This window comes from Antrihabitans stalagmiti, from assembly GCF_016482825.1.
Taxonomy (GTDB): Bacteria; Actinomycetota; Actinomycetes; order Mycobacteriales; family Mycobacteriaceae; genus Antrihabitans; species Antrihabitans stalagmiti.
In genome coordinates, this window is record NZ_JAEMNV010000002.1 from 749,570 (window position 1) to 768,214 (window position 18,645).

At 63.2% G+C, this 18,645-nt stretch carries 12 protein-coding genes (1 of these 12 running past the window's edge); 3 read left to right on the forward strand and 9 right to left on the reverse strand.

Annotated elements, in window-relative coordinates; all coding sequences use genetic code 11:
- Positions 1-11,384: the beginning of a non-ribosomal peptide synthase/polyketide synthase gene (locus JGU71_RS07560; RefSeq protein WP_233528823.1), read on the reverse strand. It extends 33,607 nt beyond the left edge of the window; only the first 11,384 of its 44,991 coding nucleotides appear in the window; the start codon lies at positions 11,382-11,384; its stop codon lies off the left edge, out of view.
- A gap of 461 nt (positions 11,385-11,845) precedes the next feature.
- Between JGU71_RS07560 and JGU71_RS07565 the strand changes: the two genes are divergently transcribed.
- Entirely contained in the window at positions 11,846-12,238 is a 393-nt protein-coding gene (locus tag JGU71_RS07565; RefSeq protein WP_199703392.1) for a DUF3224 domain-containing protein, read from the forward strand.
- Between the two features lie 34 nt (positions 12,239-12,272).
- Here JGU71_RS07565 and cobM read toward each other — a convergent pair whose 3' ends face one another.
- Positions 12,273-13,025 (reverse strand): precorrin-4 C(11)-methyltransferase, encoded by a 753-nt coding sequence (gene cobM / locus JGU71_RS07570; protein WP_199703393.1) that lies wholly within the window; start codon positions 13,023-13,025, stop codon positions 12,273-12,275.
- A 1-nt stretch (position 13,026) separates the two neighbouring features.
- Positions 13,027-13,452 (reverse strand): PPOX class F420-dependent oxidoreductase, encoded by a 426-nt coding sequence (locus JGU71_RS07575; protein ID WP_199703394.1) that lies wholly within the window; start codon positions 13,450-13,452, stop codon positions 13,027-13,029.
- A gap of 194 nt (positions 13,453-13,646) precedes the next feature.
- On the opposite strand from JGU71_RS07575, the gene JGU71_RS07580 reads away from it, so the two are divergent.
- Positions 13,647-14,303: a tetratricopeptide repeat protein gene (locus tag JGU71_RS07580; protein ID WP_199703395.1), complete on the forward strand. Its 657-nt coding sequence runs from the start codon at positions 13,647-13,649 to the stop codon at positions 14,301-14,303.
- A 41-nt stretch (positions 14,304-14,344) separates the two neighbouring features.
- Here the strand turns inward: JGU71_RS07580 and JGU71_RS07585 are convergent, their stop codons facing one another.
- From JGU71_RS07585 to JGU71_RS07610, 6 genes are all read right to left on the reverse strand, one after another.
- The gene (locus JGU71_RS07585; RefSeq protein ID WP_199703396.1) at positions 14,345-14,827 is read right to left on the reverse strand and encodes a YbaB/EbfC family nucleoid-associated protein; all 483 of its coding nucleotides are present in this window, start codon (positions 14,825-14,827) and stop codon (positions 14,345-14,347) included.
- Complete coding sequence (locus tag JGU71_RS07590; RefSeq protein ID WP_199703397.1) at positions 14,824-15,495, reverse strand: HEAT repeat domain-containing protein; 672 nt, start codon at positions 15,493-15,495, stop codon at positions 14,824-14,826. The genes JGU71_RS07585 and JGU71_RS07590 overlap by 4 nt, the downstream gene beginning before the upstream one ends.
- 17 nt (positions 15,496-15,512) lie before the next feature.
- Entirely contained in the window at positions 15,513-16,913 is a 1,401-nt protein-coding gene (locus JGU71_RS07595; protein ID WP_199703398.1) for a putative toxin, read from the reverse strand.
- Positions 16,914-16,923: 10 nt separating this feature from the next.
- Positions 16,924-17,307, reverse strand: a complete 384-nt coding sequence (locus JGU71_RS07600; protein ID WP_199703399.1) for a hypothetical protein — start codon at positions 17,305-17,307, stop codon at positions 16,924-16,926.
- Positions 17,308-17,540: 233 nt separating this feature from the next.
- Entirely contained in the window at positions 17,541-17,825 is a 285-nt protein-coding gene (locus tag JGU71_RS07605) for a WXG100 family type VII secretion target (RefSeq protein ID WP_199703400.1), read from the reverse strand.
- Between the two features lie 4 nt (positions 17,826-17,829).
- The gene (locus tag JGU71_RS07610; RefSeq protein ID WP_199703401.1) at positions 17,830-18,141 is read right to left on the reverse strand and encodes a WXG100 family type VII secretion target; all 312 of its coding nucleotides are present in this window, start codon (positions 18,139-18,141) and stop codon (positions 17,830-17,832) included.
- Between the two features lie 203 nt (positions 18,142-18,344).
- Between JGU71_RS07610 and JGU71_RS07615 the strand changes: the two genes are divergently transcribed.
- Positions 18,345-18,644 (forward strand): hypothetical protein, encoded by a 300-nt coding sequence (locus JGU71_RS07615; protein WP_199703402.1) that lies wholly within the window; start codon positions 18,345-18,347, stop codon positions 18,642-18,644.
- Position 18,645 lies beyond the last annotated feature (1 nt).

Here is an 18,645-nt window from a genome sequence, read left to right on the forward strand (position 1 = left end):
TCGGGCCGCGGTTGCGCGAGCCGTTCCCCCGCGGCGATCGGCGTATCCGCGAAAGTCGTGAGGTCGACCGTGGTCAGATCGATGACATAGGCGGGTAGCGGTGCAACGAAATCGTCTGCGCCAGTAGTCAACACGCAGATCGGGTCGGCGGTGTCGAGGATGTGCGCGACGCGCTCGGCCGGATGATCCGGATCGAGTGGAACGTACGCGCCACCCGCTTCGAGCACCGCGTACATCGCGACGACGAGCTCGACGGAGCGCCGCATTCCGAGCCCGACCAGCGTCTCCGGTCCGACACCCTGCGAGATCAGCAGGCGCGCAACCCGATGCACGCGCGCCGCGAACTCCGCGTACGTCAGTTCGCCGCCATCGAACGACACAGCGACAGCGTCCGGTGTTGCCGCGACCTGCGCAGCGAACAATTCGACGACGGTCGTGGAGGGATCCAGATCCTGCGCGGTGTCGTTCCATTCGACGAGCACCAGATCGCGTTCTGCCGGATCGAGGAGATCGATACTGCCGACGGCGACGTCGGGCGCCGACGTGATCGCTTCGAGCAGACCAACGAATCGGTCGGCGAAACTTGCGACCGTCGACTCGTCGAAAAGGTCCGTCGCATAACCGAACAGCGCCGTGATCTCGCCTGGTTTGCCGTCCTCGTCGTACTGGTCGAGCAGGGTGAGCTGCAAGTCGAACTTCGCAAGTTCGTCGCCCGCAGGCAGTCCGCTGACGGTCAATCCGTCGAGTTCGAGATGCGGGCGATGCTGGTTCTGGAAGGCGAGCATCACCTGGAACAACGGATGCCGCGCCTGCGATCGAGCAGGGTTGAGTACCTCGACAAGACGCTCGAACGGCACGTCTGCGTGACCGAACGCCGCGAGATCGACTTCGCGAACCGCTGCGAGCAGATCCGTGAACGATGCAGCCGGATCGTATTCGGCACGCAACACCAGTGTGTTGACGAACATGCCGATCAGATCGTCGAGAGCAGCGTCACCGCGACCTGCGACCGGAGTACCGATCGCGATGTCGTCCGTGCCCGACAGGCGGGCAAGCAGCACCGTGAACACCGAGTGCACAGCCATGAACACCGTCGAATGCTGTTCGCGTGCAATCGTCGACAGTGCCTGGTGCAGTCTCGGCGAGATCGTGAACTCGTACACAGCGCCGCGGTCGGATGCGGTCGCCGGACGAGGGCGATCGGTGGGCAGATCCAGCTGATCCGGAATACCTGCCAGCGCATCGCGCCAATAGCCGAGCTGACTCGAGATCAGCGACGTCGGATTGTCCTCGGATCCGAGCACCTTGCGTTGCCAGAGCGCAAAGTCCGCGTACTGCACCGGATGTGGTTCCCACACCGGAGGCTCGCCGTGCGAACGCGAGGCGTAGGCCACCATGAGATCCCGCGTGAACGGACCGACGGAGAATCCGTCCGCACTGATGTGGTGTACGACGATGGCGAGCACGTACTCGTCTGCGGCGGTCTGCAAGAGCTGCGCACGAACCGGCACGTCTACGGTGACGTCGAAGCCTCGCATCACGAAAGCCAGTACAGCGCTGTGCAGTTCGGTGATGTCGGTGGAAACCGGCGTGAGGTCCGGCACGGCGAGAGCCACGGGCACCAAGACCTGGTGCGGACCGTCGGCGGAATCCGGGTAGACGGTGTGCAGGGTCTCGTGACGCGCGATGACGTCGCCGACCGCAGCTTGCAGCGCATCGATATCCAAGCTGCCCGACAACTTCAACGCTACAGGGATGTTGTTGACGGCAGATGCGGTGTCGAACCTGTTGAGGAACCACATCCGTTGCTGCGCAAGGGACAGCGGAATCTTCGCCGGACGCTCCTGCGGCACCAGCGCAGCGCGCGCACCGTGTCCGGCATGGGACTCGGCACGGGCGGCCAAACTTGCGACCGTCGGCGCTTCGAACAGTTCACGGACGCCGATCTGGGCGTCGAGTGCTGCGCTCAAGCGTGCGACGACCTGGGTCGCGACGAGCGAGTTGCCACCCAGTTCGAAGAAGTCGTCGTCGAGACCGACCCGCTCGGAACCGAGCACCTCGGCGAACGTATTGGCGACGATCTCCTCGATCGGGGTCGTCGGCGCTCGGAACACCTTTGCCTCGAACACCGGCGCAGGCAACACCTTTCGGTCCAACTTGCCCGAGGCGTTGAGTGGTAGCGCATCGAGTACGACGAACGCGGACGGCACCATGTACGACGGCAGAGCATGCGCGAGCGCACTCCGGACCGCATCGAGGTCGATACCGCCGTTGGTCGCGACCAGGTAGGCGACCAACTGGTCGCCCATCCGCGCGTCACCACGGACCATCGCAACGGCTTGGCCGATCGAATCGAGAGCCGTCAGTGCGGCTTCGATCTCGCCGAGTTCGATACGCAGACCACGCAACTTGACCTGGAAGTCGGTGCGACCGATGTATTCGAGTTCGCCGGCATCCGTCCAGGCGACAAGGTCGCCCGTGCGGTACATCCGCGCGCCCGGCGTCGCTGCGTACGGATTCGCGACGAACCGATCGGCCGTCAGGTCCGGACGCGCGACGTAACCGCGGGCCAACTGCACACCGGCGAGATACAGCTCGCCCGCGACACCGACCGGAACCGGCCGCAGGCGCGAATCGAGCACGTAGACAGCGGTGTTGAAGACGGGTGCACCGATGGGAACACTGATGTCGTCGGTATCGACGACCTCGTGATAGGTGACGTCGACCGCGGCCTCGGTCGGACCGTACAGGTTGTGCAACGCGGCGCCGGTCAACTCACGAAGGCTCTGCGCTGTGCTGGCGGGCAGGGCTTCACCCGAGGCGAACACCAATCGCAGCGAGCTCTCGCCGTGGCCTTCGTGAGCGACGAACACAGCCATCATCGACGGCACGAAGTGCGCGGTTGTGACGGATTCTTCGGCGATGACGTCGACGAGGTAGGCGGGATCGCGATGTCCGTCGGGGCGCGCGACGACGAGCTTGGCGCCGATCTGCAACGGCCAGAAGAACTCCCAGACGCTCACGTCGAACGTTGCCGGCGTCTTCTGCAGTACGACGTCGGCGGCGGTGAGTTGGTAGGCGGCCTGCATCCACACGAGGCGGTTGACGATCGCCGCGTGCGACACGGCGACACCCTTGGGGCGACCGGTCGAACCGGACGTGAAGATCACGTACGCGGTGTTGGTCGGTGCCAGCGCCGCAGTGCGCTCCGAGGCAGCAATCGGCTCGGCAGCGTAGTTGGACAGGTCGAGTTCGTCGATGCGGATCGCGCCTGCGACGGCGAAATCGTCACTTGCCGTTGTCAGTACGCAGACCGGCTGTGCGGTCTCGAGAATGTAGGTGGTGCGTTCGATGGGATGATCGGGATCCAACGGCACGTAGCCGCCGCCCGCCACCGTCACCGCGTACATGCCGACGACCAGATCGAGTGATCGCCGCATGCCGAGTGCGACGAGGGATTCCGGTCCGACACCGATCGAGATCAGGTGTCGCGCAAGCTTGTTGACTCGGCCTGCGAACTCGGCGTAGGTCAGGGTCGCGCCTTCGAACGACACTGCGCTCGCCGTTGCGTGCTCTCCCACTGCCGCGTCGAACATGCTCGCGAGCGTCGCTGCCGGGTCCACCTCGTGCGCTGTCGAATTCCACTCCGACAGCACGAGGTGTCGCTCGGTCGCGTCCAGAAGCTCGATGTCGCCCGCCGCCACCGTGGCGTCGAGGAGTACCTCGTCGAGCACACGAACGAACCGATCGGCAAACGACGCGACGGTCGATTCGTCGAAAAGATCTGTGGCGTAGGAGAATTCGGCGGCCAAACCTGCTGGCTGACCGTTCTGTCCTGCGATCTCGGACAGGGTCAGCTGCAGGTCGAACTTGGCGAGATGCGCATCGAACTCGACTCCGGCAACGCTCAGACCGGGGAGTTCGAGCGACACCTGTCCCGTGTTCTGGAACGTGAGCATGACCTGGAACAGCGGATGTCGCGCGCGGGACCGCGCCGGGTTGAGCACATCTACGAGCCGCTCGAACGGCACGTCGGCGTGACCGAACGCCGCGAGGTCGGTTTCCCGTGCCTGCGCGAGCAGATCCACAAACGAGGCATCCGGTTCGACCTGGGTCCGCAACACGAGGGTGTTGACGAACATGCCGATCAATTCGTCGAGCGCTTGCTCGCCACGTCCTGCGACAGGTGTACCGATGGCGATGTCCGACGTTCCGGACAGGCGTGACAGCAGCACCCCGAGCGCGGCATGCATAACCATGAACAGCGACGCGTTGTGCGCGTGCGCGAGTTCCATGAGGTCGCGCTGCATCGTGTCCGAGATCGAGAACTCGAACACCCCACCCTGATAGGTGGCGATCACCGGGCGCGGGCGGTCCGACGGCAGGTCGAGCTGATCGGGAACACCCGCGAGCTTGTCGGACCAGAACTGAACCTGCTGTGAGATGAGGGACGTCGGATCGTCTTCGGATCCGAGAACCTCACGTTGCCACAGCGCATAGTCTGCGTACTGCACCGGCAGCACCGACCAGGCCGGCGCCTCCCACGTGGTGCGCGCCGCGTAGGCGACCATCACATCGCGAGCAAGCGGCCCCATCGACCAACCGTCGGCGGAGATGTGGTGCACGACCATGCCGAGCACGTACTCGGTCTCGTCGATCTCGAAAAGACTTGCGTGCAAGGGCACTTCGTCCGTCACGTCGAAGGCGACCGAGGCCAGCGCGATCAGATGCTGAACGAGATTCTCGTTGGTCGTCGCGATCGGAGTGAGGTCGGGAACGATCTGCGCCGCATCGAGGACAACCTGCTGCGGGCCGTCCGTCGAGTCGGGGAACACCGTTCGCAGCGACTCGTGCCGGTCGATCACATCGATCACGGCGACCTGCAGGGCGGCAACATCCAGCTCACCGGTGAGCCGGATCGCGATCGGAATGTTGTTGACCGCCGACTCGGTATCGAAGCGGTTGAGGAACCACATCCGTTGCTGCGCAAGCGACAACGGGATGCGTTCGGGACGATCACGCGGCACAAGGGCCGCACGCCCGCCGTCACCGGCGTGGGATTCGACCCGCGCTGCAAGCGCGCCGACGGTCGGAGCTTCGAAGAGCATTCGAACCGGCACGCGGGCGTCGAGCGCCGTGCCGAGTCGGGACACGACCTGTGTCGCGATCAGAGAGTTGCCACCGAGCTCGAAGAAGTCGTCGTCGACGCCGACCCGCGCCACACCCAGCACGTCACCGATGATCTCGGCGACGATCTCCTCGATCGGGGTCGTCGGCGCACGGAACTCACGAACCTCGAACACCGGTGCGGGCAACGCTTTTCGATCGAGCTTGCCGACCGGCGTCAACGGAATTTCGTCGATCACCATGATCGAGGACGGCACCATGTGGCTCGGCAACGTGCGACCGACGAAGTCGGACAGCTCGTTGACATCGAGTTCGGCGCCGGACGCCTGAGTGACATAGGAAACCAGCACGGTCGAACCCGCAGCCGAATCACGTGCGACGGTCGTCGCGAAATCGACGTCGGGATACGCCGACAACGCCGCGTCGATCTCGCCGAGTTCGATGCGGAAACCGCGCACCTTCACCTGGAAGTCACTGCGGCCCACGTACTCGACCGAACCGTCCGCCGTCCAGCGAACGACGTCACCCGTGCGGTAGAGCCGTCCACCCGTTCCGGTGAAAGGGTCGGCGACGAAACGCTCAGCAGTCAGCCCCGGCCGACGGTGATAACCGCGAGCCAACTGCAGACCGGACAGGTACAACTCGCCCGCGACGCCGACCGGCACCGGCTTGAGGCGCGTATCGAGCACAAACGCCGACATACCGCGGATCGGTCCACCGATGGTGACCAGCGCACCGCGTTCCAGCGGCTCGCTGATGTTGGTCATGATCGTGGTTTCGGTCGGTCCGTAACCGTTGAAGAATTCGCGGCCGGGTGCCCAGCGCGACACCAGGTCCGCAGGCACAGCCTCGCCACCTGCGACCACGGCACGGAAGTCGTCGAGCCCACTCGGATCGACCGACGCCAGCGCCGCAGGCGTCACGAACCCGTGTGTGACACGTTCGCGACGCAGCAGCGTGGCCAACTCCGCGCCGCCGTAGACCGATGGCGGCACAATCACCATCGTTGCGCCCGCACCGATCGCGAGCAGCAGTTCGAGCACCGACGCATCGAAACTCGGCGACGCGAAATGCAGCGTCCGCGACTGCGCGGTCGTCGCATAACGCTCACGCTGCTCTGCGCTGAAGTTCGCCAAACCCCTGTGGGTGACGACGACGCCCTTGGGCACACCCGTCGACCCCGAGGTGTAGATCATGTACGCCGGTTGCTCGACATGCAGCGGCCGCAACCGATCTGCATCCGACACCGGTTCTGCCGATTGCGCTTCGACGATCCGCCCGAAGTCCGGTGCGTCGATGACCAACCACTCGACTGCATCGGGCAGGTCGGGGCGTAGCTCGCTGACGGTCAGGCCGATCGTCGCGCCGGAGTCGACGAGCATGTGCGTGATCCGGTCCATCGGATAGTTCGGGTCGACCGGCACGAAGGCCGCACCCGACTTGGTGATGGCCCACGCAGCAAGGACGGACTCGATGGAACGGGTGATACCAGCGGCGACAAGCGATTCCGGACCCGCGCCACGCTCGATCAGCACTCGAGCGAGCTGCGAGCTGCGTTCGTCGAGTTCGCGGTAGGTGATAATCCGGTCGTCGAAGGCAACAGCGACACCGTCGGGCGACAGTGCAACGGCGTCGGCGAGCAACTCGGGAAGCGGTCGGGCGGGCTCGGCCGGTGCCCCGGTACGAGCGACGAGACTCGCGCGTTCGTCGGCTCCGAGAATGTCGATGTCGCGAACGGACAGGGTCGGGTCCGCAGCAACGACGGCGAGAATTCGGAGGAAACGCTGACCGAAAACGGCAACGGTCGCGGCGTCGAACAGGTCGGTCGCGAAGCTGACGCCACCTTCGATACCGTCGGGTTCTCCTGCAGCGCTGTGGATTTCGGACAAGCTCCACTGCATGTCGAACTTGGCGAGGTCGACTTCGACCTCGCTGGCAACGACGGAGAGATCGGGCAGCTCGAGGGAGTTCGGCGCCTCCTCCTGGAAGGAGAGGACAACCTGGAACAGCGGGTGGCGGCTGCGAGAGCGGACCGGGTTGAGGGCTTCGACGAGACGCTCGAACGGCACTGCGGAATGCGCGAAACCGTTGAGGTCGATGTCACGGACGCGGACGAGGAGGTCGGCGAAGGCCTCGTCGCTGTCGATCTCGGTGCGCAACACGAGTGTGTTGACGAACATGCCGATGAGGTCGTCCAGTGCTTGCTCGCCACGGCCTGCGATCGGTGTGCCGAGCGCGATGTCCGTCGTTCCCGACAGCCGCGACATCAGCACGGCAAGCGCGCTGTGCATGACCATGAACAGGCTGACGCCGTGTGCGCGAGCGAGATCGGTGAGCCGACGATGCAGGTCGGCACTGATCATAAATGCGGTGCGGCCGCCTTCGAAGGTCTGCACGCTCGGGCGCGGACGGTCCGACGGCAGATCGAGCTGATCGGGAAGCCCGGCCAACTGCTGCTTCCAGTATGCGATCTGGCGCGACGCGATCGAATCGGGATCGTCTTCGGATCCGAGCAGATCTCGTTGCCACAGTGTGTAATCCGCGTACTGCACCGGCAAGCGCTGCCACGTCGGTGCTACGCCGAGCGCATGCGCGGTGTAGGCGGTGGCTACGTCACGTGCAAACGGTCCGAACGAAAAGCCGTCCGCCGCAATGTGATGCAACACGATGGCAATCGCGTAGTCGTCGGATGCCAACTCGTAGATACGGATTCGGATCGGGAGTTCTTGCGACACGTCGAACCCGACAGCACCGAACTCGGCGAGACGCTGCTGCAACTGCTGCTCTGGGATCGATACGACGGCAATACCGAGGTCGATCTCCGACATCGGCAGCACCTGCTGGTACCCGCCATCGCTCGACTCGGGGAACAGGGTCCGCAACGACTCCTGCCGCTCGATCACGTCGACGAGCGCGGTCTGCAGCGCATCGACGTTCACCGCGCCACGAAGGCGAACCACGAACGGCAGGTTGTAGGTGGGGACCGTCGGGTCGAACTGGTTGAGGAACCACATCCGCTGCTGCGCAGGGGAAAGCGGAATCCGATCGGGCCGGGGGCGGGCGATCAGGGCCGGACGGTCGGCGTCCAGCTTGTCTGCCGCCTGCGCCCGGATGGCAAGCCCCGCGACGGTTGGCGTTTCGAAGAGGGCACGCACGCCGAGCGAGATACCGAAGGCTGCGCCGATACGTGAGACCACCTGCGTGGCGACCAGGGAGTTGCCACCGAGATCGAAGAAGCTGTCGTCGATACCGATCCGCGGCACACCGAGAACGTCGGCGAACACGCCGGCGACGATTTGCTCGGCCTGGGTCCGCGGTGCCCGGAAACGGTCGGCGTCGCCACCGAAGACAGGTTCCGGCAACGCCTTACGATCCAGCTTGCCGCTGGTGTTCAGCGGAAGCGCGTCGAGCACCATAACCGATGCAGGCACCATGTAGCTCGGCAGTCGCACAGCAACGGAGCGCGACAGTTCGGTCGGATCGATGCTCTGACCTTGGCGCGCAACGACATAGCTGACCAACTGCTGACCGGTTGCGGTATCGGCGACGAGGACGACCGCCTGGCTGACCGTCGGATGCGCGAGCAACGCCGTCTCGATTTCGCCGAGTTCGATGCGCTGACCGCGGAACTTCACCTGGAAGTCGGTGCGCCCGATGTACTCGAGCATGCCGTCGGCACGCCACCTGACGAGGTCGCCGGTGCGGTACATCCGGGTTCCCGGCTCACCGAGCGGATCGGCGACGAATCGATCGGACGTCAGATCGGGTCGGCCGAGGTAGCCACGCGCCAACTGCCTGCCCGCGAGATAGAGCTCGCCCGCTGCTCCGACCGCCGCCGGGCGAAGGCGCGAATCGAGCACGTAGGCCCGAACGTTCCACTCCTGCATACCGATCGGAACGGTGACGGTGTCTGCCTCGGTGCACTGCCAGTAGGTGACGCTGACCGCCGCCTCGGTGGGGCCGTACAGGTTCTGGAGTCCGGCAGGTGAGATTGCGCGGAACGCTGCCGCGGTCTCCGGCGGCAATGCCTCGCCGATGACGAACACGTGTCGCAGCGTCGCGCACTGCTCGACCGTCGCCTCGAGTGCGAAGACCGTGAGCATCGACGGGACGAAGTCGGTAAGGGTCGCGCCGTGCTTCTCGATCTCGGCAGCGACATAGGCAGCATCACGATGACCGTCGGGTGTCGCGACGATCAGCTTCGCGCCGACGAGCAGCGGCAGGAAGTAACCCCACAACGAGACGTCGAAGGTGGTCGCTGTCTTCTGGAAGTAGACGTCTGCCGCGGTGATGTCGTATTCGGCGAGCATCCACGCCATCTGATTGACGATCGCGTGATGGGTGACTGCGACACCCTTGGGGCGACCGGTCGATCCCGATGTGTAGATGACGTATGCCGTATTGCCGGGAGTCACCGGCGACCGTCTGTCGGCCGCGGTGATCGGCGCAGGATCGACGTCGTCGAGCACGAGTGTGTCGATGTGCAGGATCGCGACACCTGCGGGCAGGTCGACGTCGTCGTAGGACGTTGTCAGGACACATACCGGCTTCGAACTGTCCAGGATGTAGGACGTTCGCTCGGCGGGGTGGTCTGGATCGATCGGAACGTAGGCACCGCCTGCAGCGAGCACAGCATGCATACCGACCACGAGATCGAGTGACCGCCGCATGCCGAGTGCCACGAGCGATTCCGGGCCTACCCCGGCGGCGATGAGGTGGCGGGCCAGCCGGTTGACCTTCGCGTCGAACTCTGCGTAGGTCAGCGCGGCGCCTTCGAACTCGACGGCCTCGTTGTCGGGGGTGAGCGTGCGCTGCTCGGCCAGCAGTTCGGTGAGCGTCGTGTCCGGGACGTCGCGGAAGGTGTCGTTCCAGCCTTCGACCGACAGCGTGCGTTCGTGCTCGCTCGTGACATCGAGCGACCAGACCGTGTCGGACGGCTCGGCAGCGAGGAATCGTTCGAAGAAGTCGAGGAACCTGGCGTGGTGGAGCTTCGCTTCGTCTTCGGTGTACAGATTCGGGTTGGTCTCGAAGTCGATGTGGGCGCGCGCGCCGGCAACCGACTGATAGAGGTTCACACCGAGGTCTTCGATTGCACCCGTCGAGAGCACGTGCAACTGCCCTGTCATCGGCCCGAAGGCCAACTCACTGTGGAACAGCATGATGTTGACCCAAGGTCCGAAGAATTCCTTGGTGCTGTTCTGAGTCGGTGAATCCCGTCGGATGTCTTCGTGGCGGTAACGCTGATGGCGGAGTGCGCCGGACACTTCGACGGCGATCGACTTGAGCAGATCGGTGACCGTCGTCGAATAGTCGACGCGCAGTCGCAGCGGAACGACATTCGACACCATGCCGCCGGAGCGACGCATCACGGCGGTGGTGCGCGCGGTGACCGGAAGGCTGAGGATGACGTCGGTCGTTCCGTTGATCTGCGCCAAGTACGCACCGACCGCAGCAATCAGCAACGTTGCCTGCGAGGAGTCGTGCTTTGCGACCGATCTTGCCAGCAGCGAGCCTTCTTCGGCGGACATGGCTGCGCTGACGATGCCGTTGACGGGGGCAGGCGCCGCGGTACGCCCGGTAAGGCTCGTTCCTTCTTCGAGGCCGGCAACTCGTTCGGCCCAGTACACCTTGTCGTTCTGGAATCGGGTGCTGTCGCGGTATGCGAGCTCCTGCTCGTACAGAGCGCGTAGGTCGCCTGCCTTGGAAGGTTCGGCCTCGACGCCCGCCGCTTCTGCCGAATAGTGCTCGGCGATGCGATTCATGAACGTGGTCGCGCCGTAGCCATCGAGCGCGACGTGGTGGACACGTGAGTACCAGAACCACCGATGATCTTCGACGTGAATTGCCGCCTGCACGATCAGTCGACCCTCGACGAGATCGATGGGTGCGCTGTACTCCGCACGCATCCACTCGACGGCTGCGGCGACGGGATCTGCTTCGCCACGTACGTCGACCTGCTTGAGCCGCGTATCGAGGGAGTAGTCGATGGTCTGAACCGGTTCGGCGCCCTGTTCGATGATTCGCAGGTAGCCGGAACCGAACTCGCGTGCGGCAGCAGCGCTGGCGCGGTCTAGCGCAGCGGTATCGAGGTCCCCCACAAGGTCGACGTACTGCGCGATGTTGATCGGCACCTCGGGATCGAGGTGCTGTGCGTACCACATCCCCAGCTGAGCAGGCGAAAGTGGAAACACATCCAGCGCGTTCCGATCAGCTTCTCGAGCAGATTTGTCGATTCCGTCGAAATCCTGCTGGTCCAACCGTTACCTCGTTTCCGGAAACACTCGAAGCGCTCCCCAACCGCACCGTCGACGCTCGACCGCAACATATCCAACCGCTACGACAAGCTCTTCCGGGCCAAAGTTCAAATATCGATATCGTTAAAAGTCCATTGTGTATATCTGCTGGTCGGATGCGACCTGTTACACGAAATCGTTCGCTCTGCGCGAACCTTCGGACAAACCTTCTACCGAGTCCGCTGCTTGGCGCTCGGTCTGCAGCCGATGACCGTCATCCGACGCCCGGGAGTGCTTGCCCAGCGCCGGGGTCCGGCTGCAAGATTGATGACTGCGCGGTCGGATGGATGATCACCCAACCAATCTACCGCCCCGTTGGACGTGCGAACCAATACTGCGGATTCACCCGTGTCTCGTGGGGCCGACAAGAGTGACTGTCCGAAATGTTCAATCGTCGGCCGCGCTTCGGTAGCTAATCTCGAGCTATGCCGAACGATACGATCACTGCCCACTTCGACGTCACCGGATGGGTTCCGACCATGCTGCGGGAACCACTCGGAGCAACAACTTTCGATCGCGTCGTAGTCACCAAAACGTTCACCGGCGCGGTGTCCGGAGAGAGCACAGCCGAGTTGCTGACAGCCGCGAACGAAGTGGGGGCGAGTTACGTCGCCAACGAAGTGTTCACCGGAACCATCGGCGGCCGAACCGGCAGCATCGTCATCGCACACGGCGGCGTCGTCGCGGGGACGGCGAGTGAAAGCTTCGGCGCGATAGTGCCCGGTTCCGGCACAGCCGACCTCGCCGGGTGCACGGGCCGGGTCCGCTACAACCGCGACGCCGAGGGTGTGCACACCGTCGACTTCGATTTCGACTGAGGCTCACCCAAAATTCTGTGTGCGGCGGAAATGATCACGGTCCTTTCGGACGCGATCGCTTCGGGTCGTACAGGTGCGATTGCGTAACCCGCTCAGGAGCCAATGCTCGCCCGACGATGACGACGGCGGCCAGTCGCAGATCAGCTGCCTCGACTTGGTCTGCGATGTCGGCAAGGGTTCCTCGCAAGACGAGTTCGGTCGGCTGACTTGCCCGATAGACAACAGCGACCGGACAGTCGCAGCCGTATTCGAGAGTCAGTTCGTCGGCGAGTGCCCGGATCTGGGTGATGGCTAGATGCAGAACGAGAGTCGCGTGGGTGCGAGCGAAGTTGGCCAACGCCTCGGTAGCGGGCATCGCGGTCGACCTCGCCTGCGCCCTGGTCAATACGACCGACTGAGCCAGTTCGGGAACCGTGAGTTCGGTTCCCAACGCAGCCGCGGCCGCGGAGTACGCCGCGACCCCGGGGGTCACGTCCCATGGAACTCCGGCGGCGTCGAGTCGCTTCGTTTGCTCCGCGAGAGCCGAATAGATCGACGGGTCACCGGAACACAGGCGGGCGACATCGTGGCCGGATTCGTGAGCGCGGACCAGCAACTCGGTGATCTGGTCCAAGTCGAGATTCGCCGTATCGATCAACTCGACGCCGTCGGGGCAGTGCCCGAGCATCGTCTGGTCGAGATAGGTTCCGGCGTAAAGGCATACGCGGCTGCTTGCAAGTAGCCGTACGGCTCGCAATGTGAGCAGGTCGGCCGCGCCTGGTCCGGCTCCGATGAAGTGAACGGTCATGTCACGCGGTGACGTCGAGGTTGGCGATCACCTTCGTCGGGCGCAGGCGCACAACCGCTTCACCCGGCGTGGAGTTGCGTCTACCGAATTCGTCCGCACGATCGGCGCCGACGTACCGGGCCGCTATTGCCGTCGCGAGACGAAGCAGTTCGGTCGGCTCCTCGCTGACTTCCGCGACACCCTGCACCTGGACGAATCCGAACGGCGCAACCTCTAGGTCCACGCACACCACGATGCGATTGTCGCGTGCAATGGCGTTACCCTTCGCCGACTTGACGCCCGTGTTGAAGACGATGTCGTCACCATCGACGACGAACCACACCGGCGCGACCAGCGGACGACCATCGCGTGCGGTGAAACCCACTTTGGCGGTACGTGTTCCGCTCATGAGAAATTCCAGGACCGCAGGATCGGAGAGATCAGCCATACGGGCGACGCTACGCGGTCGAAGTTTACGGCAGACGGTGATGTCCAGATCCACCTGACGCGACCCCAAAACAAACTTTCAGTTTGCTAATCGGCCCGCCGCATACCCGTAGACGTGAGCTATCTCCTATATTCGACTCCAGGTCGCTCACATCACACTGCGGCGACCACACCTCGCCAGATTGCTACCACCCGATGAGCCTCCGAACCAGCGATCGCAAACACCGCATCCGCCGGGCCACAACTGCGTTGCGTGCGAGCCTCGAGGCACGGCGCCCAAACCGCGCAGCCACGGCTCCCGCTGCACCACCAACGCCTGCCGTCCTCACTGCGCCATCGGATCTCGACTCCTCGAGTGCGGATCGTCGGCTCGAAGAGCAACTCGCCTCCCAAGCAAGCGAACTCGGCAGCCAGCACCCCGACACCCTGGCGACACGAAAGGCCGTCGCACTGCGGCTCGCCAACAGTGGCCGTATCGGTGCCGCGGTCAAGCAGTACGAACAACTGCATGTCGATCAGGTCCGCTCCCTCGGCTCCGACCATCCCGAAACACTCGCCACACGAAGCGCTCTCGCATTCTGGCGCGGCAACATGGGTGACGTCGGTTCTGCAATCGCCGCCTACGAGCAGTTGCGACGCGATCAGATCCGAGTACTCGGCGCATCCCATCCGCACACTCGCAGAACGCGTGGCAATCTCGCCGAGTCCCGAGCAGAGAGCGGCGACATCGCCGGTGCCGTAGCCGAGTACGAAGAGCTACTGGACGAACTGCGCGACGACCTCGGCCCAGAACACCCGCACACCAGCATGACCCGAATCAACCTCGCCCATTGGCGTGCTGCGCTGGGTTGAGCCCTCGACGTCGCCGTCCGGGCAGGCGGATCGGCTCCGAATCAGCCGGACACGGTCCAGCCGCTTTTGTGGTTGCGGGCGTATTCGTCGTCGGACAAAGGCCGCTGGATGGCCACGGTGTCTGTCGGGTGCGCCTGCGCAGCAACAGCTTTCGTCAGATCGGCATACGCAGCGGCCGCAGCGGGATCCCTGAGTCGTAAATGGTCGGCGAGCGCGTCACGCGCTGCGTAGAGGTTGCTCATTCGAGCCTCGGCCAAGTCCCGTGCGTTGACGAACGCTTGATTGGTTGTCTCCGCGATCATGGCGCCGAGCGTCGCTGGAGGCGTCCGCTGCGCCATCGGCCGCAAGACAACGTTCTCGACGCGCCCGGCTGCAGTCGCACGGACAGTGACGGCCCTGTTCGGCGACGTCGCCTCTCCGACGGTGCCTCGCATGTCGGCTGACGATTGTTGGATCAGCGTCGTTTGACGTTTCACCTCAGCAATCAGCGCCGCGGCGCGCGACTCGTAGTCGAAGTCGCTCACGATTGCGGAATCTTCTTCAGCGCCGATTTAACGGCGTTACGGACCTGGTAGTTCGGATCGTCGGCATAGCTTTCGATCAGTGCTCGGTCGGCTGGATTCTTGATCCTGCCGAGCGACTGGATCGCCTGGTACCGCACCAGAGGATCCGCGACGTGCGGGAGGATAAGCTCACGAGCCTCGGGCGTCTTGAATTGGCCGAGATAATGCAAGACACAGATTTTCGAGTCGTCGTGTGTCAAGGTCCGAAAAATCCGCACCATGCGGTCGTAGTCCTTACGCTCGGCGATCGTATCCAACGCCCGCAGAGTGAAGTACTCATGAATATGGGGCAGCGGCGGATTGGTACGGGCGAGTTGCGCAAACAGTGCCTCGATTGCACCACGGTTGCGCTTTGCCGCCGGGTCAATGAGATTGCGTATCAACCCAACCCGAATTACTTCTCGATGTCGCGTTTCCGGGCCTGGAATCTTCTGGTCGAGGTGCTCGAGCCAATCTACAAAAATCGGAATAGCGGGCGGGATCGTCGTCGGTCCGTTCGCCAGACTCTCGAGGGTGTAGCAGCGCACCCCCACTGCAGCCAATTCTCTGGCGAGGCGCAACTCGAACCCGTTCTGCCCTTCTTTGTATCGAACCGGCAAATTGTCCAGCCAGTTCTCGCCTTTCGGCATGCTTGGATACTCGAAGGTCATCGTGCCGGCGCCTGAGGAGAGGGGATGCCGCTAGGCGTGTCTTTCGGGTCATAGGTGATCGGCGGAGTCCATTGCACATCTGGAATGAAAGGTGTGGGCTTCTGGCCCGTTGGAAGGTTGTCGTCCAACTCCGCGCGGATCAGCGAGATCTTTCCGTCGTCGACCAACTTCTGAATATCCGGCGTCACCTCTGTGCGGTGATCGACAATCAACGTCATTGTGTAATTCTGGCTCTGCGCCCAGGCCAGTTCATCCTTGATCTGTGTCTCGGACTGCTTCACCGAGTTCGTGTTCTTGACCTCTGTAACCTGCCCGTTCGTGACGTCGATACGATCTGGAATTCGCCTGCGACCGTTGATGTTCACCGAAGTTTTCGGGCTCGGAATAACGCCAGCACGAACTTCGCCCAGCGCACCGGCACGCCAGTTCTCCCGAATCGGTCGGCCTCGAACAGGCTGGCTCTGGCGGGCGTACTTGCCGAGCATCGGCGCCAAGTTCAACTGAACCGACCCGGTGACTCCACTCGAAATTCCTGCGGTCTTTGAGATGGCGCCGGCGACGAAACCATCCAGCTCCACGAGCAGCGTGTCGACATTTTCCGCGGCGGTGGCCTTCGCCGCTTCGATCGCCTTCTCGATCCCAGCTTTGGCGAACGGCCCAAGGACCGGAGCATTCGCGGTGACCTCCAACAAGGCCGTAAACATGTCGCAATTGAGCAGGACTGCTTTGATCTGCTCACGCTCGGTATCCGATTTGTCGGCGACCTCGGTGCAAGCGGTGCTGACGAACGAGGCGAACTGTGACGCGTCGAAGAGGCTGGTCAACACTCGGTCGACAGCCGCATTGATCATCGGTACCTCTGGAGGCGGATCAGCGACATCCTCGCGCGCCAAGGTATAGGCAGCAAACTCGCTGGAGAACTTGGAAAATGCATCACCGGCGCTACTGATCTTATTGGGAACGCAATCAGCCCACTGCTTGCTGACACGATCGGCAACGAGGTCCCACCTATCCGGAAAGTCGCCGACACCTCCCACGCTCAGACCACCCGGGCGCAGCGCGTATTCCATTGCCGCCACCACAGGTGCAGGCGAGACCGGAATCTCCTCCTGCGGAGCGTTGTTGCTCTGTGCGTCGGCATGATTGACGCCCGCCGCATGAACCAGCTCAGCGAGATTCCCCGCCGCTATCGCGACAAACGAGCCGATCTCGAACACATCCCACGCAGCTTGGTCGTAGTTTTGGCCCCAACTCGTTCCGGCCGTGGAGTGCGCACCAGCCGAGCGCGACACATCGAGCGTGCCGTCCAACTGAGTAAGACTGTTCTCCACCGTCACGCTCAGCGCGGCAAGTTGAGTTGCGTAGCGGAAGTACCACTCCGCATCGGCATATGTCATCCAGCGTTCCTCACAATCCGGCCGGAGACGTAATTTGCAGATGTTTGACAATTGCCGCGATATCGTCGGCAAACGGCGCAATTGACCCCCGGACCACGGCGCTCACCGTGATCACAGCCATGTCGTTGCGCCCCCGACCACATTCGCAGACAGCTCCCACATACGACTCGGTGCTGTACATGCCTGGACCGTCATAGACGCCGGTGATCTCGAAGCCGGGCAGGCCGCAGATCTCGCGGCGAACCTTGGTCTGCTCCCGCCATCGCGTCCTGTCCGGACTTCCTGCGAGACTTTCGAAGAAGACGAGGTTTGACTCGTCGTCACTGCGCGGCGCTGCGCCTACTGTGACGGCGACGAGAGCGAAGTCTGCACGATCTCGACGGATGATCGTCAAGTCGGGGGTCGCTTTCTGCTCTGTCCACCCATAGAGCTTCGGAATCGCAAACGAGTACTGCGGCGAATCCTCTATGTCGCCGACAAAGGCCTCTCCGGACGCACTACGGGCATCACAATCAGACCCCGAGGTCCCCGCATCGACGGCTACTGGTTCGCCGGACGTTGCGCACCCTGAAGAGAAAACCGCAAAGCACACCAGAAAGATCGCTGCAAAAACCCTGTCGCGCGCCGTCATGCGAACATTGCGCAGTTGACCCGATGCGCTTCGGTGTAGTTGTCGTAGCACCCTTGCACCCGTGCCCGAAGTGCCCTGAGTTCGTCGAGTAACTCATCGGTCTGACGGTGCCAGTCGGTGTTTCCTGTCCAGAAGGAATCGCCGCCGTCACCGTCGAAGTCGCTTTTCGTCGTTGTTGCCGAATGCCGCACCGCGTTGTTGATTTCGATCAACGAGCTGATTCGACCATCCAGTTCTGCGACGAAGCGTTCCATCGTCGGCAGGTCGTAGCCGTGTGCCATGGTGCTACGCCTCCCGCGCTGTTGCGTCGAAATCGGCGGCGCTGGCACGTTCTTGGTCGTCGTACGCAGTCGATGCTGCGCCTAGGCCGTCGGCGTCGTAGGAGATCTTTCCGATGTGGGCATCGATCCGCTCGCGCAAATCACTCCATACCTCCGCGACAGAATCTGCAGCTCCGCCGGTCCAGGTCTCCTGTAGCCCGTCGTGATCGCGATGGATACGGTCGAGAACCTCACGCAGATCAGTGTGGTGATCGGTGAATTGGCCGGACCCTTGTCGCAAGGTGCCGGTATCGACACGTAGTACTTTGTCCGTCATAACGCTTCCGATCCCCCGAACTCGATCCGACCACGGCCAGAGAGGTGCCCCCGTTGCATTGGAGAAACGAAGCGTCCCCCCAGGCGCAGGATGACCTCGACTCCCTGCTGGAGGACAGTGTAAATGCTGCTGCCGTTTCGCTCAGCGCTAGCGGCGGCTTCTCCACTTTTATGCTCGTTATCGCTAAGAACGCTCAACGCGGGGTGAGACAGCTCGGCACGACGCTCGGAACCGACGACGAACTGGCCATACAGCGCAGTCTCGAACTGCCCGAAGACGAGCAGAACTTGCTCGCCCGCGCGACAGTCTTCGATGTCACAGTCCAAGCTCCCTTCACCGGCGATGCGATCAAAGTTCTTTTGGAGCACCGAGATCGGATCGCACTCGACGTTCTCGTGCCGTACGCGGCTGCCGATGACTCGGTAGATATCGACATGGACAGAGCGAACGCGGCGAGCGGAGAAGTTCGACTATGGCGGCCGAAAGCATCAGCTCCTCAGTAGG

Coding starts and splice junctions, on each gene's coding strand:
- JGU71_RS07595 (WP_199703398.1), bottom strand. CDS start 16,913: ATGACATATGCCGATGCGGAGTGGTACTTCCGCTACGCAACTCAACTT.
- JGU71_RS07580 (WP_199703395.1), top strand. CDS start 13,647: ATGAGCCTCCGAACCAGCGATCGCAAACACCGCATCCGCCGGGCCACA.
- JGU71_RS07605 (WP_199703400.1), bottom strand. CDS start 17,825: ATGGCACACGGCTACGACCTGCCGACGATGGAACGCTTCGTCGCAGAA.
- cobM (WP_199703393.1), bottom strand. CDS start 13,025: ATGACCGTTCACTTCATCGGAGCCGGACCAGGCGCGGCCGACCTGCTC.
- JGU71_RS07565 (WP_199703392.1), top strand. CDS start 11,846: ATGCCGAACGATACGATCACTGCCCACTTCGACGTCACCGGATGGGTT.
- JGU71_RS07575 (WP_199703394.1), bottom strand. CDS start 13,452: ATGGCTGATCTCTCCGATCCTGCGGTCCTGGAATTTCTCATGAGCGGA.
- JGU71_RS07590 (WP_199703397.1), bottom strand. CDS start 15,495: ATGCCGAAAGGCGAGAACTGGCTGGACAATTTGCCGGTTCGATACAAA.
- JGU71_RS07610 (WP_199703401.1), bottom strand. CDS start 18,141: ATGACGGACAAAGTACTACGTGTCGATACCGGCACCTTGCGACAAGGG.